Origin of the sequence: Bartonella sp. AC130YNZD (assembly GCF_042196865.1) — a bacterium.
Classification (GTDB): Bacteria; Pseudomonadota; Alphaproteobacteria; order Rhizobiales; family Rhizobiaceae; genus Bartonella.
Genome location: NZ_JBHIQZ010000015.1, coordinates 22,166 through 40,510, shown reverse-complemented (window position 1 = coordinate 40,510; position 18,345 = coordinate 22,166). Strand labels below are relative to the sequence as shown.

Genomic DNA, 18,345 nt, shown 5'->3' with positions numbered 1-18,345 from the left:
TTTTTTTAAATAAAATGCCCCAAACAATACCAATAAAATATTAAACAAAAAATCCTATTTCAAGATATTATTGGCAAAATCTGCCTTCATAAAAATAAAACATGAAAACAGCAAGGAGTTCAAAGAGAGCATGGCGCCTTTAAAGTAAAATATAGCACCCCATTGCAATGCATAAAAATAGGAAGTTGCCTAGGAATGAGTTAATCACAATAACGCTTGTTTTATGCTACTTTAATAGGGAAAATTTTCTGCGCAGATACGATTTATAAAGACATTGCTGTATAAAGAGAATCGCATGATCTGTAATTTGTAAAAAGAATCAAATTCCTGTAGAAGCATGCTAAGCTATCTATCTAGCTTTCTTTATTTAATATTGAAAAGTACTCTTATAAATCTATGTGGGATAACGAACAACAAAAAAACGATCCTGGACAAGATCCTGCTCTTGTCGTCAAGCGTTTGCGGCCTGCGCACCGACAGGTCTCTGCTCGTTGGCTTACGGGAACCATTCTGACAGGAATCACTTCCTGCATTCTTATGGGGATTGCACTTTTTACGGCTCTTGATGAACAACAGCGATTGGTAACACCGCCACAATGGTTTACGCAAGAAAACCTATCAGAATCACAAGACCCTGAGGCCAATGGCTATAAAGGTGATCGTATTTCTCCCACCCATGCACGGCAAAGCTTTGACAGAAAACGTCAATTTGAACTATCGATTCTACAAAAAAAAGGCGATGAAAAAGTCATTCAAACACAACATTTTGAATGGATTCGTATGGCTTTAGCCGAAAATCGCCCCCAGAAATATAGTTATCCAAAATTTGATTCTTTAAGCATTCTTGCCAGTGATTCTAAAAATCAAAATATCGTACCACAAGAAGATTCTGGGCAGATTTACGGTGCAAAGGTTGAAACAAAACTCACCTTACGCAGCTATGATTTTAAGGTAAATCAATTCGATTTTGATGACAGCGACACATTGACAGATGAAGAGGCACAACAAGAAGTGCAAAAAGCTGGATTTACTTTAGAAAAGAGCTCCGAACTTCTTTCAGTTCTCACATTGATTGATCCTTTAAAATTAGAAGATGTATCCTCCCCTTCCCAAAGCACAGAATCCCCTGAAGTTCGAATCGTTCAAGAAAATGTAACCGTTTCTCCTCAAAGTCACCGTATCGATCTGACGAAAAACTATGTTGAAGATATTATTCCTATTCGTAAAAAACAAACGATAGCCGATGCTTTCAAAAAAACCAGTTATACAAAAAAGCAAATTGACCAGGTTGTAAAAACGCTAGAAAAAATAAGCCTTTCCGATTCCCTTAAAGAGGGAAGCCTTTTACGCATTGGTATCGTGACACAAGCTGGTGAAGAAGATCATCTCGTACGCGCAAGTATCTATCAAGGGATGCATCATATTCTCACCATTGCCCTGAATGATAAAGGCCAATTCATTGAAAGCACAGAGCCTAAAATGTCTAAAGCTCTTAAAACGGCTTTTCAAAATGGTATTCCGCATTCTTATATCAATAGTGCGCAATTACCAACAGCTTATGATGCACTCTATAGTGCTTTGCTAAGCCATAATATATCACAATCTCTCTCTCATCGTCTTATTCGTCTGCTTGCCACCAATATTGACATGAAAAGTCCGATAACCCCCAATGATCAAATCGAAATATTTTATGCCGTACCACAAAGCGATAAAGAAAACGAAAACGGTAAAAAGAATTTGAAAGCCAAAGAACCCTCCAAAAACGCTGATCCAGAAATTCGTTATATTAGTGCAACTTTTGGGAATACAACTTATAAATATTACCGTTATCAATTAAAAGATGGAAGCGTTGATTATTATGATTCTGAAGGGAAAAGTTCAAAGCCTTTCTTGCTGCGCAAACCCACACCAAATGGCATTTTTGGCTCTCCCTTTGGTCCACGCAAACATCCTATTTTAGGCTATGTGCGCATGCATACAGGAGTTGATTGGGTTGCTCCTAAAGGATCACCCATTATTGCTGTAGGAGATGGTATTGTTACAAGAGTAGGTGTAACAGGTGGCTATGGAAATCACACAGAAATTCAACATGCCAATGGATATGTCAGCAGTTATTCACACCAAAGCCGTTATGCACCAGACATCAAACCAGGCGTGAAAGTACGACAAGGACAAATCATTGGGTATGTTGGAACAACAGGAATGGCAACCGGTCCCCATTGTCATTTTGAAATCATTGTCAATGGCGTCAAAGTTGATCCCATGCGCATTCGTATACCGGATAGCAAAGCCTTAACCAATCAAGACCTACAAACATTCCTACAAGAAAAAAACAATATTGATGCCTTGATCAACAGCCCGATAACCTCCTCCGAAGAAACTTAAAGCATGAAAGCATCTGCATTTTTACGACTCAAAACATCTAAAAATATGCTTTAGCGCTTATTTTTCTTAAAGAGATTTCCGCACTTTAAATATCTATAAAGAATTTGCCGAAAGATGCCACCACCCAAGGTCGCATCACAATGATTAAAAATAAAACGCCCTCCCCTTTTCAGGTTTACGCACAATAGAAAAGTGAAAAATATGAAACCCCAAAAGGCTAACTCTTTATTGTTTATTTTATCAAAACGATAGCCCGTCCTTATTTGTCATGCAATAAAATCTCAAATCAAAGGTGAGTTTTTCTAAAGAACGAAGATTCTAAAATCCATATCATTCTATAAACAACCCGACTTCTTGTTGAATAGATTCCACTTGTTGAATGCTTATGCTGTTCATAGCCATAAAGAACGGTGTTTCATAAACTTTCTGAGCAAGTTATCCTTGAGAATATTTGTTACACACTTTTACAAAAATACCCTATATTTAAAGTTTCACATGCCTTACAAAAAAATAACAAAACTTGAAAAAACAATCTTTTTGCAAAGCAATAGAGCTTACGATTGGCTTAAAGGAGCACTTATTCAAAATAAATTTAAATTTTAACTTAAGCACTTCAAAGCTCTAAGAAAGGAGAACTTTGAAAGCCGATCATCGGAGTCAACAAAGCAAAAAAACAACAAGAAAGAAAATCAAACATACACCAAAAGATAAAGAAGCAAAGTTGTTTCTCTTGAAGGCAATTGACAATCTGATATGAATGGTGCTGTGTTCGCGCTACTGAAGCCGTATTTTTCCTTCTTCTTGTGAAAAGATGCCCTCCCCATACCTTCACGATGAATCAAAGGCAGCATGCCACTGGCAAAGAGAAAATTTACCCTTTTAAAAAATCAGTCAGAGCTTTTTTTTGAACTATTCATGCTAAGTTTTGGCAAAGGAATGACAATCTTTGTACCTCCTAAAGCAGAAGTTTCAAATAGAGGTTTTTCACCAAATTGCATACAGAGCTGTTCCACGACCACACGACCAAGTCCTGTTTTTTGTTTTAAAGTTTGGCTTTTCATTCCCACGCCATCATCTTCTACAATGAGCATCAATTGTCCATCTTTCTGGGGACCAAAGGAGATATAAATATGACCCGACCGTTGATTAGGAAAGGCATGTTTTAAGGAATTTGTCAGCAGTTCACCAAGGATAATTCCAAGTGTTGTCGCATCTCTTGAAGACAGGCGACAATCTTTAAAGTTTGTGTGAATGGCGATGTTTTCACGCAATTCAAAAGGGACTGCCAATTCGACATCATGCACAACAGAACTGAGAAACTCTGCCAAAAAAGTCGTTTCCATATCATCACTTAAGCGCAAACGACGATGTGCTGTAGAAATTGTCTGAATACGATCACGCGCAGCTCCTAAAACAGAACGTACCTCTTCATTTTTGCTCCGGTTTAACTGGAGTCCCAGCAAAGAAGACACCGTCCCAAGAGAATTGCCAATGCGATGGCTTGCATCCTGCAATAATATTTCAACCCGTTGGCGTTCTTTTTCAGCGTGATTGCGTGCTCTTTCTAATTCTTGTGTTCGTTCTTTCACGCGGGCTTCCAGAGCGATATTTTCGCTATGAAGCAGCAATTGATACAGTTTTAAAGAGCGCACATCACGATGAAAACGATTAATAACAAAATAGGCAGAAATAAAGGTACTCACAACGGAAACAATAGCTGCCAATGTCAAAGCAGCCCGCATCAATGCGATACCCTCACGCTGTTTTTGTCGCACCACATCATCCCCATTAATAAAGCTTGTCATCAATTGAGCTAAACGTGCCACAGGAATCTTTGATACTTCAAAAGAGGCAGCATGAGAAGGTTGTTCAGGAATCGCATCAAGAGCATGCATATGGGCATTCATAAAGGCTTTTCGTGCTTCAACCTCTTTTTTAAAAGCCGTAAACCATTCATCCCATTGTGGATGCGCATAAACAATAAGTGCGATATAATCGAGAATATCCCCTAACTCCCGCTCTGCATTTTCAAAACGTATTTTATCTTCCGCCTTGCGCGTTTTTGCATAGCTGCGATCAGCAACAGCCATATCAATCAAGCTAATAAGGACCAAATCAGCCTGTTCGCGTAATTCTGAACTTGTATTCAACTGTGCAACTTCTCGATTAACAGCATTTGAAAGCAACATAATAAAAACCGATGCCAAAAGAGCCATAACAAGAGAAACAACAATCGCAACCCACCGCCAGCGTGATATCGTTGCATCAGAAGAAGGCATTTGAGGCATCAAATTTGTTTTTGTTGTCATAGAATGTCCATTGGCGAACTTGAAAGTCGTCATTTTTCAGCACAAAGGAAGGCAACCTTATGGAACATAAAACCTAAAGCCCGTGGGAAAGTTTATACAGGCTTTTCTTGTGTTCCTAAGGATACACGCCAAACACTCTGAATTTCCTCAGATACTGACTTTACTGTAATAGCTATAACGGGAATAAAAAAAACAAGGCTATCCATCATAATTATTATGCTTTTTTAGCCGTTAAATGAACACAATGTACTTCCAGCTGAGTAAGAATCAGGACCATAATCAGACTCACCATCTACTTTAAGAAGTTCTTGTAATCGATTACGCGCCCTGCTCACACGGCTTTTAATGGTTCCAACAGCACAACCACAAATAGCGGCAGCATCTTCATAAGAAAATCCCGATGCACCAATGAGAATAATGGCTTCTCTTTGATCGGCAGAAAGCAAATTTAAGGCTTTTTTGAAATCTTGCAAATCAAGTGATCCATATTGAGCAGGATGAACAGCGACATTTTGAGTAAACACGCCGTCGGTATCTTGAACTTCTCTTCCCTTTTTACGCATTTGACTATAAAATTCATTGCGCAAAATGGTAAAAAGCCAAGCTTTAAGATTAGTTCCCATCTCAAAACTATCTTGCTTAGCCCATGCCTTCATAACAGTATCTTGGACCAAATCTTCGGCTTTATCGTGCTTGCCACTTAAAGAAACAGCAAAAGCTCGTAAAGCCGGCAACACAGAAAGGAGTTCTTGTTTAAAGTTTTTCGCGCACTTTGACATAAAGGATTCAAACCTTTTCCACATTGTTTAAGCCAAATTGTTCTGCGCGCTCCAACTTCTCTAAAAGCTCAAGCAAACACCGTGGCAGTGCTTCTTCTTGAATTTCTATGTAAAATTGACGTAACTTCCGTGCTATTTCGCTATTGACTCCGAGAAGATCATCTCCAATTCTAAATTGTGTAGTGAGATTTTTTTCATCACGGTCGTTCATTTTTCATCCCCCTAATCCATATATTACCATTAGCACCGCGAAGAATTTTTCGCCTTATGGTTGTAAATATAGCTGTCGGTAAAAAGTTCCATACAAATCAAGGAACTTTTTTATCGGTTGAGAATTTCAACCAACAAAATGCTTGAAAGGTCAAAGGAGTTATAAATTATGTCATTATCAACGCGCATTGCCCCGCATCTTCCCTATCTTCGGCGTTTTGCCCGCTCTGTCACCGGTAGCCAATCCTCTGGCGATGCCTATGTTTCAGCGATGTTGGAAGCACTCATTGCCGACATCTCAATTTTTCCCAAAGCATCCACTGACCGAATTGGTACCTATTGGCTTTTTTGCCATCTTTTTGACCAAACCACACCAAACATCCCTGAACCCCTGCCCCAATTTGGTCTTGAACAAAAAACCAGTGCCAAATTATCCTATCTCACGCCCCGTGCACGCCAAGCATTTTTGCTCATTGCCGTTGAAGGATTTCATGAACAAGACGCCAGCGAAATCATGAATCTGGATACGAAAGAATTCCGTAAGCTGCTCAACCAAGCATCCATTGATATTTCTCAACAAATTGCCACTGAAGTAATGATTATTGAAGATGAACCTCTTATTGCACTTGATATTGAGCAAATGGTAGAAAGCCTAGGTCATCATGTTGTAGGAATAGCGCGCACGCGTGATGAAGCTGTCATTATGTATCATAAGAAAAAACCACGGTTGATTTTGGCTGATATTCAATTAGCCGATAACAGTTCAGGGATTGATGCGGTCAACGAGATTTTGAAAAATGACCGTATACCGGTGATTTTCATCACGGCTTTTCCCGAAAGGCTACTGACCGGCGAGCGTCCAGAACCAACTTTTTTAGTGACCAAACCTTTTAACCCTGATATGGTGAAAGCGCTTATTTCCCAAGCTTTATTTTTTCAAGAGAATGCTTCTAAAGCGGCTTAGAACAGGGTAACATCTTAAAATTATGATCGTTACGCCTCTTTCAAAGCCTCCCATGGATAGATCTCATATGAGTGCGCTCATGCAAGCGATTCGTGGTGCTGATATTTGTGTTCTCTATCAGGCAACAAATCTGGTTTATTTATGGGCTGAAAACTTGCCACACCATTTGCACAATAAATGGCGGGTTGGGTGTCGTGACAGCGACTTTTTTTCGCTTGACCTTGCAGACAATATGGAAACCATCAAACTGCAAGTTTTAGCCAGTGGCAAAATGCAAACTGTTGAGGCACGTTTTGAAGATACAAATAAACAAGAGATTTGGTACAAATTTTCTATTGATTGCCACCGCAATGATAACGAAGACATTATTGGGATTATCACCACCGGTGTCAATATTTCCGGCTTACGCCGCCGTGAACAAGTGCTTAAAATCCTTCTTCGCGAGGTCAGTCACCGTTCTAAAAACCTTCTAGCGATCATTCAAAGTATTGCCAGCCAAACCGCCCGCTATACTGAATCTCTTCAGGTTTTTTTACGAAAATTTCAAGGTCGTCTTCATTCTCTTTCTCATTCTCAAGATCTGATCACTGATTCAGATTGGCGCGGTGCTCAATTTCGCGAATTGGTCCAAACGCAGGCTTTAGGCTATTTTATGAAAGAAACAGAACGTTTTTCACTTGAAGGCGTCGATCCTTATCTTTTTCCCAATGCCGCTTTGCATATCGGTTTGGCTTTTCATGAACTGATTGTCAATTCTCTTTCTTTTGGAGCCCTTTCCCAAGAAAAGGGGAGCATCTGTGTACGCTGTGAAATCGAAACAAAACTGAATGGCAAAACGCAACTTATCATCACTTGGCATGAAAATTTTGAATCCGGCATCCCTCCCACAAACAATAAAAAAGCCTGTTTTGGTAGTGCCGTTCTCGAAAAAATCGTTCCCATTTCCGTGAATGGTTCAGCTTCTCTCAAATTGACACAAGAAGGAATTGTCTATTGCCTCTCTGTTCCTGATACTTATTTTGATATTTTTTCTTAAAAGAGCATTTCAAACAATAAACAAGAGAAGTTTCCCCTTTTTTAATAAAATGTCTCATCTGTTTATTAAGCACAAAGATATTTTCCAACCTCTTTAAACTAACCTCTATAGTTCCCCAAAACCTTAACGATGAGAACTAAAAGCCACATAAAATCCATTCCCGCTGTCAATCAACTTCCATCCCTTATATAACCGGCATATTTTAAAACAGAAACCAAAACGATAAAGAGCAAACCGTTTCAGCTTTTATATGCAAAATAAAAGCGAGGCTATTATCCATCTCTTTTTGTGTAATTTTCGCAATGCGTATATAATTTTATTTTGGCAGAATATGAAATTTCAAGGAGTAAAGCTAATATCCATCATCACTCTTCAAATTTACGGGCTTAAAGCCTCCACGACAACGACAATTAATTGATGTAAATTACACATTTTATGCTTTTATTTATCGCATTCTTTAATGGAGATATCCTCTTCAGTTACAATAGGGCATCCTAAAACAGAATACACTTGTGTCCCTCATTCACGCACTTTTTTAATATTTCTCAGCGCATCCACGCTCATTTCAAAACAGTATCTGTAAATAAGATATAATAGCCCCCGTAAAGTGAACCATCAAAACCGCCCCTTGTTACGCCACATCCTTCTTTACCTTCATACCCCTTTTCTCTTCATAAAAGTAGTAGCTGAGCATCATCATACCATTTGTCTCTCATGTTACAAAAGCCATTGACCTTTGAGAGCCTCCATAAGAGGCATTTCAGTCTTTTTTCAAATATTACCCACCAACATAGAGCCCCCACACACACCCTTTTATGACGTGCAAGCCAATGACTTTGATTAATTCCCTATAGAACCCGCATCTCAAAGGGGAACCAAAAAACTGTAAAACCGTTTAATAGTGAAGAAGCCCCTAGGCTGACAAATTGGAGTCCGCGCTGTCAACCTGTCATTTGGAAAATAATTGATGAATCCCCTTGTTTTTATCCTCTTATTAGTTTCATGTACAGATGATTTTAATAGTTGCTATTCGAACAATACAATGGTTAAAATCTATCCCACGGCTCAAGCTTGTGAACAGGACATGGTCCCGTCCACAAAAAAGTTTGCATTTTATGGACAACAAATTTTTGCTCAATGTATAAATGTACACCCCAATTTACATCAACAAGAAGTAAACTTGATCTGGTCTGTAACAAACCATGGAAATTTCCTGCTTAAAAGCCAAAACGTAAAGAACAAGCTGTCTACAGTACACAAAGAAGATATTTTACCAACATCGCTTCCTCTTTTGCATTCTTCTTCCACAAACCTCTTGCACAAAAAACTTTAAAAGCATAAACCCATCAGATCTCAAAAAAATAATCAATGAAAGACATGATGGATAATAAGCGAATGCAACCTTCAAAAGACCATCACACAGAGCAAAATTCTCTGCCTCAAGATCTCCCTTTAGACCCTGCTGTAGAACGAGTAAGAAAAAAACTTATGGGTTTAATGATTATTTCCGTTTTAATAACGCTTTTCCTTATTCTAACTGTACTGTTTTTAATTGTTTATAAAGTGATAAAAACCGGATCAGCGCCAAAACAAACAGAGCTATCTTCCTCTCTCAGCAAAAACCCACACGTTATCCATCATACGCTCTCTCTACCGGAAAAAACACAGATTTTGTCGCAAAGCCTCTCAGAACACAATATTGTACTGAAAGTTTTAACCCCTGATGGACAAACAAAATTTATGATTTACAATTATCACACCGGTGCACTTGTCTCCATTCTTTCTGTTGAAACAACAAAAGAGAGATCGAAGATAATGCCTCATTAAGCAAACTAACATCAATAAGCGCTGACATAGCATCCTTGAAGGTTTAAACATTTTCTGCAAGCCGGCATTATCACACGCTTTGCCAGCGCGTGGGTGTTGCCGATAATCCTTGGCGCTAGAGAGAGTGCATAAGAGCCATTTTTATTCCTTCTTATACAAATTTATCCACACGGGCTCTCCCCCGCTTGCAACGTGCAAGCGAATGTTTTTTGTTGATTCAACATGGAACAAATTTGGAAATGAGAGAATTCTAGGGGTTTAGGGGCTCTCACCTAACATTCAAAACAATGAATTATTATTATAAATCAATGTGATAATCATTAAATATTCACCACACGGGCGACGGCGCGTTTTTTACTGTATCCCTTCACTTAAATCTTGGAAAAGAAGAAACCTTTCTGTCAACGCATTCCCATTTTAAGAAAATGACATCACTTGGGAAAAGCTAATGAACGTGCAAGAAATACCTCTTCTTGAGTGCAAAAATTCAACATATTAATTTATAGTGATGATTTATTTTGCACGTCAAATGAGAACCTCAAATACTGTAAGATTCTCTCATCTCAAATCTATTTATGATGAAGCTCATCAAAATCATTTCCTCACATATCCTAGCAAGGAAATCGATGAATAAAATACCTCTTATGAATGATCCGGTATCAAAAGAAGAACTGTTGCAACATTGAAAATTAAAGCAATAACGCCCAGCTTACATCTTTTATTAAGCAAAGATAACCGATGGATTTCACATGATAGAATTCATGAACACCAGCGCGAAATGGGCATGAATACATTGAATATAAGTGTGAATTAAATAAAACAACGACATTGCGTTCTTCATACAAGAACTGACTCTTAAAATACACGGATGTGGTTTTCTCTATATCTCCTTACTTAAATCTCAGCAAAGAGGCAATCTTTTCTGTCAATAGCCTTGGTTAAATTCCTGATACAGCCCCGTGAAAACTCAAGGAAAGCGCAAGAAGCTTCTTGAGCATATTATAATTTATTATCATGATGCCAATAACATCACAACAAGCGCTTACACAGCACCCTTCAGGTTTAAACATTTTCCTCTGCCTCAAGATTGACCACTCGGCGACGGCGTGGTTTTCTCTGTATCCCCTCACCTAATCCAGGCAAGGAAGAATCCTCTTTTGTTACTGTTTTTGTTGCTGTTGATGCATCTCCATTGCTAGAGTTTTCTGCTGTTGTAAGTGAAAGCTCAAGAGATGATTCATCTTGAGCCCGTACAGTACGTCGACGAGGAGAACGACGTATTTTTTTGACAGGTTCAACATTTTTCTCAGAGAGGCAGTGCTCTTGATCTGTTTTTTCATCCGATAGAGCCTCTAAAGCGTTTTCTCGCGCATCCCCATTTTGCGCTTTATCATATTGGTCATTACCATTTTTTTGCGACGACATTTGTAATACATCTGTATCACCCTCGACAGCATCCTTTTTTTCACCATCAAGATTTATTTCACCGCATTCTTGCCCATTGTTTTCATCACGATTTTCGTTTTCATCACCACGATTTTCATCACGCCGAACCGATTGAGACATTTGCCCAGTTGCTGCTAAAATAATACGCAAATAGTGCTCGGCATGTTGTAAATAATTTTCCGACATAACACGATCGCCTGCACCTTGTGCATCACGCGCAAGGCTTATGTATTTATCGGCAATTTGCTGAGCATTCCCGCGAATTTTAACATCCGGACCGCTACTTTCATAATTGCGAGACAACGGATTAGGACCGCGACGATTATTATTGTTATTACCATTATTGTTATTATTGCGACCGCGTACCCGTCTATTTTGTTGTGGCCTCATCTTTATCCCTTTTTGGAGTGTTTGTCTTATGTGTGTCTTAATTGACGCTTCCTCATTGCATTATCTTTTGATAATGCTGATCATGTTTAACATACGATTATCAAGCTATCCGCGTTTATTTCACTCAAACGAACCCTACTGATATTGATAAAAGCATATATTTTCTTGAAAATCACAAAACAGCAGGGAAATCGTAAATCAAAAATTCCCTTTTTCTCTGTCAAACAGCAGAAACCTAATGATGTTCACGTAAAATGCCAAGTGTTTTTTTTAAAATAAACCATATTTCACTAAAAAAATAATTATCTTGTGGAAAACAAAAAGGAAAACACACATATAACACCCCTGACAAAGAAAAAATTCCTGCCAGAGAATAGTATAAGCTTCCTTTTTTGCTCTAAAACCACCGCTCCTAAAAACGCCGATATTCTCTACCCCCTCGTGCATTTAACTCTTAAGCACTTCCATCCCAACGAGTCACTGCGCGAACCTCTTTACTTTATAAATATAGCCTCTCTTCATCGCTAAAGCAACCCCTTGCGAGCGATAATCCACGATCGCCTCACAAAACCTCTTAACTTTTATAGATAGATTAACACGAAGTATTATTCAAGCCCTATAATCACTCAAGAGATCAATCTTCTTTCCCAAACAAGTCAATGATACTATCAATTTTTATTTTAACCCATAGAGTTTTTAAGTTAATCACAGTTTTTATTTATAACAAATTGAGCTTAAAAACAAAATATTTAAATACAAAAAAATATCAAATTATGAAAAAAACGACCAATATGTCACACTTTTTTAAAAATCAGCTTCTTCTCAAAAAAATACCCTCCTCAAAGCCTATCAATAAGAATGGCCTAACGTATTTCCTTACTTATCTTTTCTGATAAAGAATTTTCTGATAAAGAAAACTAGAATTATAAAACAAGCGCATTTGTAAACCCAGCACAGCGCTTTACGCATGAAGCAACTTTGAATGTTTATAAAAGGAATGTTTCTTTTTTACTCATTTTTGTCATGTCTATTGACTTACGCCCTCAAAGAATGAAGGTTCTCAAGTCACAATGTTCTGTCAGCAATAAAAATTCTTGTAAAATTCGCACACTGAATTGATTTATAATCATAATTCATATTTTTTGTGTTGAGTAAAAAAATCTAATACCGTAGGATTTTTCATCCTCAATCTGTTTGCTCTTGAATTAAACTTTTTTCTTGCATGTTACATGTGGGAAAACCTGCGTGGAGTAAAAACGATAAAAAAGTGCCTCTTATGAACCGTCTCTAAGGCGAAAGGGTTGTCGAGAGGCACCATTGGGAGCGAGCAAAGTGTGAGATAGTACCGGCTTACTCTTTTTTAAACCATAAAGATGAACTTGCTTTATAAATTTTATACATTTCATGAGGGCTTTACCATTATACCATTCACCAGAACCATTACGAAATGGATTTCCCACACTCGTTATTTCCCTTAAAAAAGCGCAACAAATCCTCCTAAAACTCCACCACGCCCCCTTAAACATTTCAAGGAAGCATCCATGCCTTATGTCGCCACACCTTAAATAAGAAGTGCGATATAACAAGATAAATAAAATTTCTATTGGTCTCGAGGCAGATCGTAATTTAAGGGGTTTTTATCTTTTCATCAAAATTCGCATCCTTTTAACTTTCCGTATAAAAACTTAAAAGTAATTGCGTCTTTTGCCTTTTTTATTTTCTTTTTCATTGAGAAAACAATCGCGTAAGAGAAAATAATTTCCATCCCCAGGTCGTACCAACGTCAAACATTGTTTTTTTGCAGTATCAGAAAGCTTATCCCACATTTCACGAATAGCAAAATAGGCCTCACTCTCCAAATTAAGACAATGCTGATAAACTTCTCTTTTCATATCAGGCATAACGGAAGCAGCAATTTCCTTGCAATATACGCGCAGATCAAAAACAGGAATAACCAATTCAACAGGTGCTTGTTGTGTTATTTCTTTATGAGAAGAAAAATAACTGACCACCTTTGCAACAACAAAACACAAAATCACTATACAAAAAAGTATTATGCAAACAAAAGCAATCTTGCGATATAATCTTTTAAAATAAGCCTTTTGCCTTGCACGAATTCTTTTTTCCATAAAGATTGTACCCTTTAATATCCCAAGAGAAGCTTTTACAGCAAAAAATGATAGAAGTATCTGTGTACACAATACAGGTTATAGCCGCAAACGATCAAGACTCTTATGTCAAAAGACTCTCTTTTTTATCGTATAATTCTTATCGTATATAATTCTTATGAAACACTTTTCTCATGCCCTTTATGAAAAAATAGGGATTATGATTTTCTTTCACCACCTTAAAAGACGAAGATTCTTCATCCATGCGGCTTTATAAACAATTCGTCTTTGTTAAGACACATCACATTGATTTACAAAGAGTATTTATTGTTTTTTCATATTGAATGAGAGACCCGAATACCATAGGATTCTCTCATCCTAAATTTGTTTTCTGTTGAAACGATCAAAACCATGTCGCTTGCAAGTTACAAGCGGAGCTGGCATGTGGATTAAAAACTGTACAAAAAAGGCATATGCCTCTTATGAATCGTCTCACGAACCAAGGCTTTCGTAACATTGGAAACTGGAAAAATATATGAGAGTACCAACCTGCACTTTTATGAAGCATAAAGATGAGGGAGATACCTTATAAGTTTTATACATTTCATAGGGGCTTTACCCCTATACCATTGACGAGTGTTCTTGTAAAAGGGACTTGGGAGTGGGATATCTCTTTAAAAACAAGTCCATGAATATGCAATAAATGTATATTCGGAGACAAATAATATTTTAATATTTGAGGCATTCTGTTTTTATGTGAGAGGCATGATCCCAAGAAGACACACGATACATAAAAGCATAAGGCATTATCTTCATTATTTAAATAATATTGCTATAGATAGTTTTGAAAATTATAAAGGAAAAAGATGATAGTCCGAAGAGTGATTGATATGCCTTTATATTTTTTCTCAATAAGGTTGTCTTCCTATTTCAGAAATCACTCAAATACAGCCCTCATCTGGCATATATAAAGTCTAGCTTACAAAAGCTGGAATCGCTCAGAGAGTTTTGCCCTTCTGAATCCGTAAGGCTCTCATTCTTCTTTCTCTCAAACATGCTACAGCTTTGAAATTTGATGTTGATTGACAAGCAACAAAAAAAGCTCTGCACTCTCTTAAGAAAACAACGCCTTAAAGTTACACACATAATGGATTGGAAAGATGTCCTAGCTTTTTATCAAACGCGCTGTAAAACAACGAGCGTAACATATTAGCTTTGCTTATCCCAAAAATGTTCATCCCAATCTCTTATATCTCAATCTCTTGCATCCAATTCCCTAGCCTTCAACTCCCTAGCCTTCAACTCCCTTGCATCCAATTCCCTTGTGTCCAATGCATAAAAATCAAGTTGAAGAAAATATATGGACACCCCTGAACTCGAAAATATGAAAGGAAGGCGTGACAGAGTTTCGCGTTCCTTTGTCATGCAAAAGCATTAGACATTCTGAAACAAGCACACTTACTGTCTCGTAATGATTCCTTTTTTCTGCTACCGGTCAAATCCCTTTATTTAGAGAATTGGCTATCACAAGTTATGCAACAAATAGCGCTATATGCAACAAACAGAACCTGATTTATATCCGCATGGAATTCGTTCCAGTTTACATGATTGGCTCGCAAAATCCACTTGACTTTCCCCTTTGTCTTTTCCCCTCATGGGATCTCTATCACCATAGAACAAAAAGCGATATTTTATGACGCTTTATGGACAAAATCCCCACCGCCCGAAGAGTTCATCACATGACGAAAAAAACACTCCCCATATTCACCACACACAAACACTTCAATATATAAAACTTACATGCCTTCTATCACCGCACTCTCAAAAAGCAGCACGACAACAAGATAAGAAATTATTGATGTAAAACTCCAAACAAAGAAAAGAACGGATTTTCTAATCGAGGTAAACAAATACTGTTAAATCAACGCTTCCATTTTTGATGATGTCACACCTATGCTTTATAGCACCCCTATCACACTTCATAATACCGAAAAATTTTCTCTGCCCTACGCACTATGCGCATCAGAACCAATCAAATAAAACAGAAATGCGCTATCTTCCTACTTTTTTGTTTTTGATTAAATAGCAAGATATAGCTGTAATTCTTTAAAGAGCTTCATACCATAGATTCATTTTATACATAATATCATCAACAGAATGTTTGTATGTGCTGCAGGAAGAATCCCCAGAACGCTCCATATGACCACTGGATGAAGAGCTGTTACAGGATTCTACAAGAAATGCCAGTGACATTGGAGATAACGCATCCTCGCTATCAGAATAATAAGCTGATAAAAAAGTGTAATCTTGTGAAGGAAGTGTCCCCGAATTTACTTGTGATGGAGCGGCAACAAAAAGAGAATTAAAGGTTCTAGGACCAATGACAATATCACCATTCGCTTGCCGCATAATACTTCTTGCAGAGTATATATGATTTGTATTGATTGCCCCCAGCGAAGCCCATTCATCCTGCCATAAATATGCATAATAAAGATCCATAACTTGTTCATGTTGAACAACGTTGTCAGCAGACATGGCTGTATCAAAGAGTGAGTTAGGAACATAATAAAAATTTATATCTGGAATAATTTCATATAGCCAGTACGTTTCATCAGGATTATTAGCAATCTGTTGCCGCGCCATTCTGTAAACTGCATCCATATTTGCAGTTGTAGACACAAATGCTGAAGTCTGTTGAGCAAGAGAGTGCCCAGTTACATGATGTATGATATCCTGATCATCCCCCCAAGGGGCAAAACCTCCTCCAAAGAATATAACAGATGGAGAGCGATCATCTATACGGAAAACCATATGGGGAGGATCAATAGCATATGACAGATTTACATCTGAAAAGAAAAAAAATAAAACTGTCACTAAAAATACTGAGAATGCTCTTTGAAACATTTTTATACCTTTGATATACACTCCATATTTTATACCTGTAACGTCTTGAAGCGTTACAGATATAAAAAGGGAGAAAAACCCCTATTGATCTTATTTTAAAGTGATGGCTAAAACCCTTTTTGCTGGCACATGACCCGCTTCAAAAATAACCATTACTTTTCTGTTCAAAATGACTGCGGTTTTTGCCAAATCCAAAATACTTTTTCCAACAATGTTATCACAGCCCCAAACACCTTTTTGAATGTCTGAAGTAGGGCTGATACCGTATCTGAGCTCTAGGAGACATTGTGCTCCTGCGCTAACGACTTGAACCGAATTAAGATAACCGTTTTGTTCATAAACTCCAGCATGAGAAACACCTGTTGTTAATGCTATTATCACCAAAACGATGGATATTTTTTTCAAAAAGCTTTTCATAATTTACCTCTTTTAAATTTATTGCAACGGACATGAAATGCACCCCCATGCAATCTAATGGATATTTTTAACCTCCTCGCCTCCTTAAAGACGAGAATTTTAACCAGCTTTAGCCCGTGATAAGACTGCCTCATCTCAGTCTATTCTTACCTCTATCCCCGCTGTTGCACGATTTATTTTACAGGCTCTACAGCAAAGCCTTCCCTTATTGATGCCGCGTGAATGATGACTCATGCACACAACAAAACACCGCATGCACAAGCTCTACCATTGGCGATATCTACCACTGACAATGTCTGCCATTGTTAATGTACGTGCATTCTACGGATTCAAAATGTGTCTATGATTTATTGCCTATCGCAAGCGGCATACTGTCAACAAAGACAATTAAGACACGTATTTACAGCCTCACTAAGCTTAAATCTGTCTAACACCAAACGCTAGAATGAAATTGCCATCTAAGCTCAAACGACGATTGATACAAAATCACTCAGTTTAAAATAGAATCAACTGTAGTTGAATATCTTAAGATAGATCCTCAATACCGATAACTCATGAATTCTGTAAAACATGAACGATTATACTCTGAGTAAAAACTGTAAATCAGAAAACTGCTAGGGTTAAAATAGCCTTAGTGTAGAAGATTGACCATTTTCCAAGCATCGCCTATTTAAGTCACAACGAATACAGATAATACGCTTAATTATCACGCACTCTCAGCCCTCGAATAACATTGATTGAATAGTTACTTCTGTAACAAATATCAACGAATTGCGATGTACTGTAAGCTCTATAGGCCAGCTCAACAATCTCAGGACTTTGAATATGAAATGTTCTTCCTACAATTTTTGACATTTCTGGCTCTTCTGTAGGCCTCGTTTCTAAAACAGAGAGAATATTTACCCCTTGCAAATTTTTATATGGAATGACAGAAATATTATTGATGATTTGTGAGCGAACCATTGTTCCGCCGATATCTGAACAATCATCTGAAATAGTCCACAAACGTGCAGAAGCTGGTCCAGTAAGACACAAAGCTAAAAATATTAAAATCAATTTTTTCATTATAGAATACCTCTTTTTCATTTTTGGTTGATCAAAAAAATAAATGCTCTATGGACAGGCAAATAACTATCCTGTTTACAACTATCTATCTCACTGCTTTAAAGGAGCTAAATCCCATAGAGACACAAATCGAGATGGTTAATCACCCATCGTTTTACTTTTATCCGCTTCTTCAGCGTCTTGTTTGTGTTTCACATCTTCAAGATCTTTGATAATCGTTTTCAATTGTTGTTCTAAAATATCCAAACGCTGTGTAAGTTGGAGAATATTTTGAGTCTGTATTTTATCAAAACATTGGAGATCTTGACGTGTTTGCTTCAACAGAGCATTCAAAGGAGCATGTCCCATTCTTCCGCTAGCATAAAGAACCACACGAATACATTCAGGATCATCAATATCAGCAATAGAAAATGGAAAAAGTGCCATTATATCCCCCTTTTTGATAAGCTAAACGCGTATTAAGCATTTGAATATCTTTTTCCGTTGTACGGCTCTTGCATTCCTC

Annotated in this window: 16 protein-coding genes; 6 read left to right on the top strand and 10 right to left on the bottom strand. The window is 37.6% G+C overall.

The features are described from left to right. Positions 1-396 precede the first annotated feature (396 nt). Complete coding sequence (locus ACFINU_RS06825; RefSeq protein WP_375618005.1) at positions 397-2,385, top strand: M23 family metallopeptidase; 1,989 nt, start codon at positions 397-399, stop codon at positions 2,383-2,385. A gap of 887 nt (positions 2,386-3,272) precedes the next feature. Here the strand turns inward: ACFINU_RS06825 and ACFINU_RS06820 are convergent. The 3 genes from ACFINU_RS06820 to ACFINU_RS06810 form a co-directional block, all read right to left on the bottom strand. Further along, positions 3,273-4,694 carry a sensor histidine kinase gene (locus tag ACFINU_RS06820; RefSeq protein ID WP_375618004.1) on the bottom strand — a complete coding sequence of 474 codons (1,422 nt, stop codon included), beginning with the start codon at positions 4,692-4,694 and terminating at the stop codon, positions 3,273-3,275. Positions 4,695-4,918: 224 nt separating this feature from the next. After that, entirely contained in the window at positions 4,919-5,473 is a 555-nt protein-coding gene (locus ACFINU_RS06815) for an RNA polymerase sigma factor (RefSeq protein ID WP_273724155.1), read from the bottom strand. Positions 5,474-5,480: 7 nt separating this feature from the next. Continuing rightward, positions 5,481-5,684, bottom strand: coding sequence for a NepR family anti-sigma factor (locus ACFINU_RS06810; RefSeq protein ID WP_375618003.1), 204 nt, complete (start codon positions 5,682-5,684; stop codon positions 5,481-5,483). 168 nt (positions 5,685-5,852) lie between these two features. Here ACFINU_RS06810 and ACFINU_RS06805 point away from each other — a divergent pair, with 168 nt between their 5' ends. The 4 genes from ACFINU_RS06805 (at position 5,853) to ACFINU_RS06790 (ending at position 9,510) form a co-directional block, all read left to right on the top strand. Then, positions 5,853-6,647: a response regulator gene (locus ACFINU_RS06805; RefSeq protein ID WP_375607013.1), complete on the top strand. Its 795-nt coding sequence runs from the start codon at positions 5,853-5,855 to the stop codon at positions 6,645-6,647. Positions 6,648-6,669: 22 nt separating this feature from the next. After that, positions 6,670-7,683, top strand: a complete 1,014-nt coding sequence (locus ACFINU_RS06800) for a sensor histidine kinase (RefSeq protein WP_375618002.1) — start codon at positions 6,670-6,672, stop codon at positions 7,681-7,683. A 967-nt stretch (positions 7,684-8,650) separates the two neighbouring features. Beyond that, entirely contained in the window at positions 8,651-9,016 is a 366-nt protein-coding gene (locus ACFINU_RS06795) for a hypothetical protein (protein ID WP_375667474.1), read from the top strand. 47 nt (positions 9,017-9,063) lie between these two features. Next, positions 9,064-9,510: a hypothetical protein gene (locus tag ACFINU_RS06790; protein ID WP_375618011.1), complete on the top strand. Its 447-nt coding sequence runs from the start codon at positions 9,064-9,066 to the stop codon at positions 9,508-9,510. Between the two features lie 1,062 nt (positions 9,511-10,572). Here the strand turns inward: ACFINU_RS06790 and ACFINU_RS06785 are convergent. From ACFINU_RS06785 to ACFINU_RS06775, 3 genes are all read right to left on the bottom strand, one after another. Continuing rightward, positions 10,573-11,346, bottom strand: coding sequence for a DUF4167 domain-containing protein (locus ACFINU_RS06785; RefSeq protein ID WP_375667469.1), 774 nt, complete (start codon positions 11,344-11,346; stop codon positions 10,573-10,575). A gap of 1,274 nt (positions 11,347-12,620) precedes the next feature. Next, positions 12,621-12,806 carry a hypothetical protein gene (locus ACFINU_RS06780; protein WP_375618000.1) on the bottom strand — a complete coding sequence of 62 codons (186 nt, stop codon included), beginning with the start codon at positions 12,804-12,806 and terminating at the stop codon, positions 12,621-12,623. 225 nt (positions 12,807-13,031) lie between these two features. Beyond that, complete coding sequence (locus ACFINU_RS06775) at positions 13,032-13,475, bottom strand: hypothetical protein (RefSeq protein ID WP_375617999.1); 444 nt, start codon at positions 13,473-13,475, stop codon at positions 13,032-13,034. Between the two features lie 1,672 nt (positions 13,476-15,147). Between ACFINU_RS06775 and ACFINU_RS06770 the strand changes: the two genes are divergently transcribed. Continuing rightward, complete coding sequence (locus ACFINU_RS06770; RefSeq protein WP_375633301.1) at positions 15,148-15,318, top strand: hypothetical protein; 171 nt, start codon at positions 15,148-15,150, stop codon at positions 15,316-15,318. Positions 15,319-15,560: 242 nt separating this feature from the next. Here ACFINU_RS06770 and ACFINU_RS06765 read toward each other — a convergent pair whose 3' ends face one another. The 4 genes from ACFINU_RS06765 to ACFINU_RS06750 form a co-directional block, all read right to left on the bottom strand. Next, on the bottom strand, positions 15,561-16,358 hold the full coding sequence (locus ACFINU_RS06765) for a hypothetical protein (protein WP_375617997.1): 798 nt from the start codon (positions 16,356-16,358) through the stop codon (positions 15,561-15,563). 90 nt (positions 16,359-16,448) lie between these two features. Beyond that, a complete protein-coding gene (locus tag ACFINU_RS06760) occupies positions 16,449-16,775 on the bottom strand; it encodes a hypothetical protein (protein ID WP_375617996.1) in 327 nt (108 codons plus the stop codon). Positions 16,776-17,474: 699 nt separating this feature from the next. Next, complete coding sequence (locus ACFINU_RS06755) at positions 17,475-17,840, bottom strand: hypothetical protein (protein WP_375617995.1); 366 nt, start codon at positions 17,838-17,840, stop codon at positions 17,475-17,477. 138 nt (positions 17,841-17,978) lie between these two features. Further along, on the bottom strand, positions 17,979-18,266 hold the full coding sequence (locus tag ACFINU_RS06750; protein ID WP_273791311.1) for a hypothetical protein: 288 nt from the start codon (positions 18,264-18,266) through the stop codon (positions 17,979-17,981). Positions 18,267-18,345: the final 79 nt, after the last annotated feature.

Excerpts from the sequence above, each read along its gene's own strand:
- ACFINU_RS06825 (WP_375618005.1), top strand. The coding sequence starts at position 397 with ATGTGGGATAACGAACAACAAAAAAACGATCCTGGACAAGATCCTGCT.
- ACFINU_RS06820 (WP_375618004.1), bottom strand. The coding sequence starts at position 4,694 with ATGACAACAAAAACAAATTTGATGCCTCAAATGCCTTCTTCTGATGCA.
- ACFINU_RS06815 (WP_273724155.1), bottom strand. The coding sequence starts at position 5,473 with ATGTCAAAGTGCGCGAAAAACTTTAAACAAGAACTCCTTTCTGTGTTG.
- ACFINU_RS06810 (WP_375618003.1), bottom strand. The coding sequence starts at position 5,684 with ATGAACGACCGTGATGAAAAAAATCTCACTACACAATTTAGAATTGGA.
- ACFINU_RS06805 (WP_375607013.1), top strand. The coding sequence starts at position 5,853 with ATGTCATTATCAACGCGCATTGCCCCGCATCTTCCCTATCTTCGGCGT.
- ACFINU_RS06800 (WP_375618002.1), top strand. The coding sequence starts at position 6,670 with ATGATCGTTACGCCTCTTTCAAAGCCTCCCATGGATAGATCTCATATG.
- ACFINU_RS06795 (WP_375667474.1), top strand. The coding sequence starts at position 8,651 with ATGAATCCCCTTGTTTTTATCCTCTTATTAGTTTCATGTACAGATGAT.
- ACFINU_RS06790 (WP_375618011.1), top strand. The coding sequence starts at position 9,064 with ATGGATAATAAGCGAATGCAACCTTCAAAAGACCATCACACAGAGCAA.
- ACFINU_RS06785 (WP_375667469.1), bottom strand. The coding sequence starts at position 11,346 with ATGAGGCCACAACAAAATAGACGGGTACGCGGTCGCAATAATAACAAT.
- ACFINU_RS06775 (WP_375617999.1), bottom strand. The coding sequence starts at position 13,475 with ATGGAAAAAAGAATTCGTGCAAGGCAAAAGGCTTATTTTAAAAGATTA.
- ACFINU_RS06770 (WP_375633301.1), top strand. The coding sequence starts at position 15,148 with ATGACGCTTTATGGACAAAATCCCCACCGCCCGAAGAGTTCATCACAT.
- ACFINU_RS06765 (WP_375617997.1), bottom strand. The coding sequence starts at position 16,358 with ATGTTTCAAAGAGCATTCTCAGTATTTTTAGTGACAGTTTTATTTTTT.
- ACFINU_RS06760 (WP_375617996.1), bottom strand. The coding sequence starts at position 16,775 with ATGAAAAGCTTTTTGAAAAAAATATCCATCGTTTTGGTGATAATAGCA.
- ACFINU_RS06755 (WP_375617995.1), bottom strand. The coding sequence starts at position 17,840 with ATGAAAAAATTGATTTTAATATTTTTAGCTTTGTGTCTTACTGGACCA.
- ACFINU_RS06750 (WP_273791311.1), bottom strand. The coding sequence starts at position 18,266 with ATGGCACTTTTTCCATTTTCTATTGCTGATATTGATGATCCTGAATGT.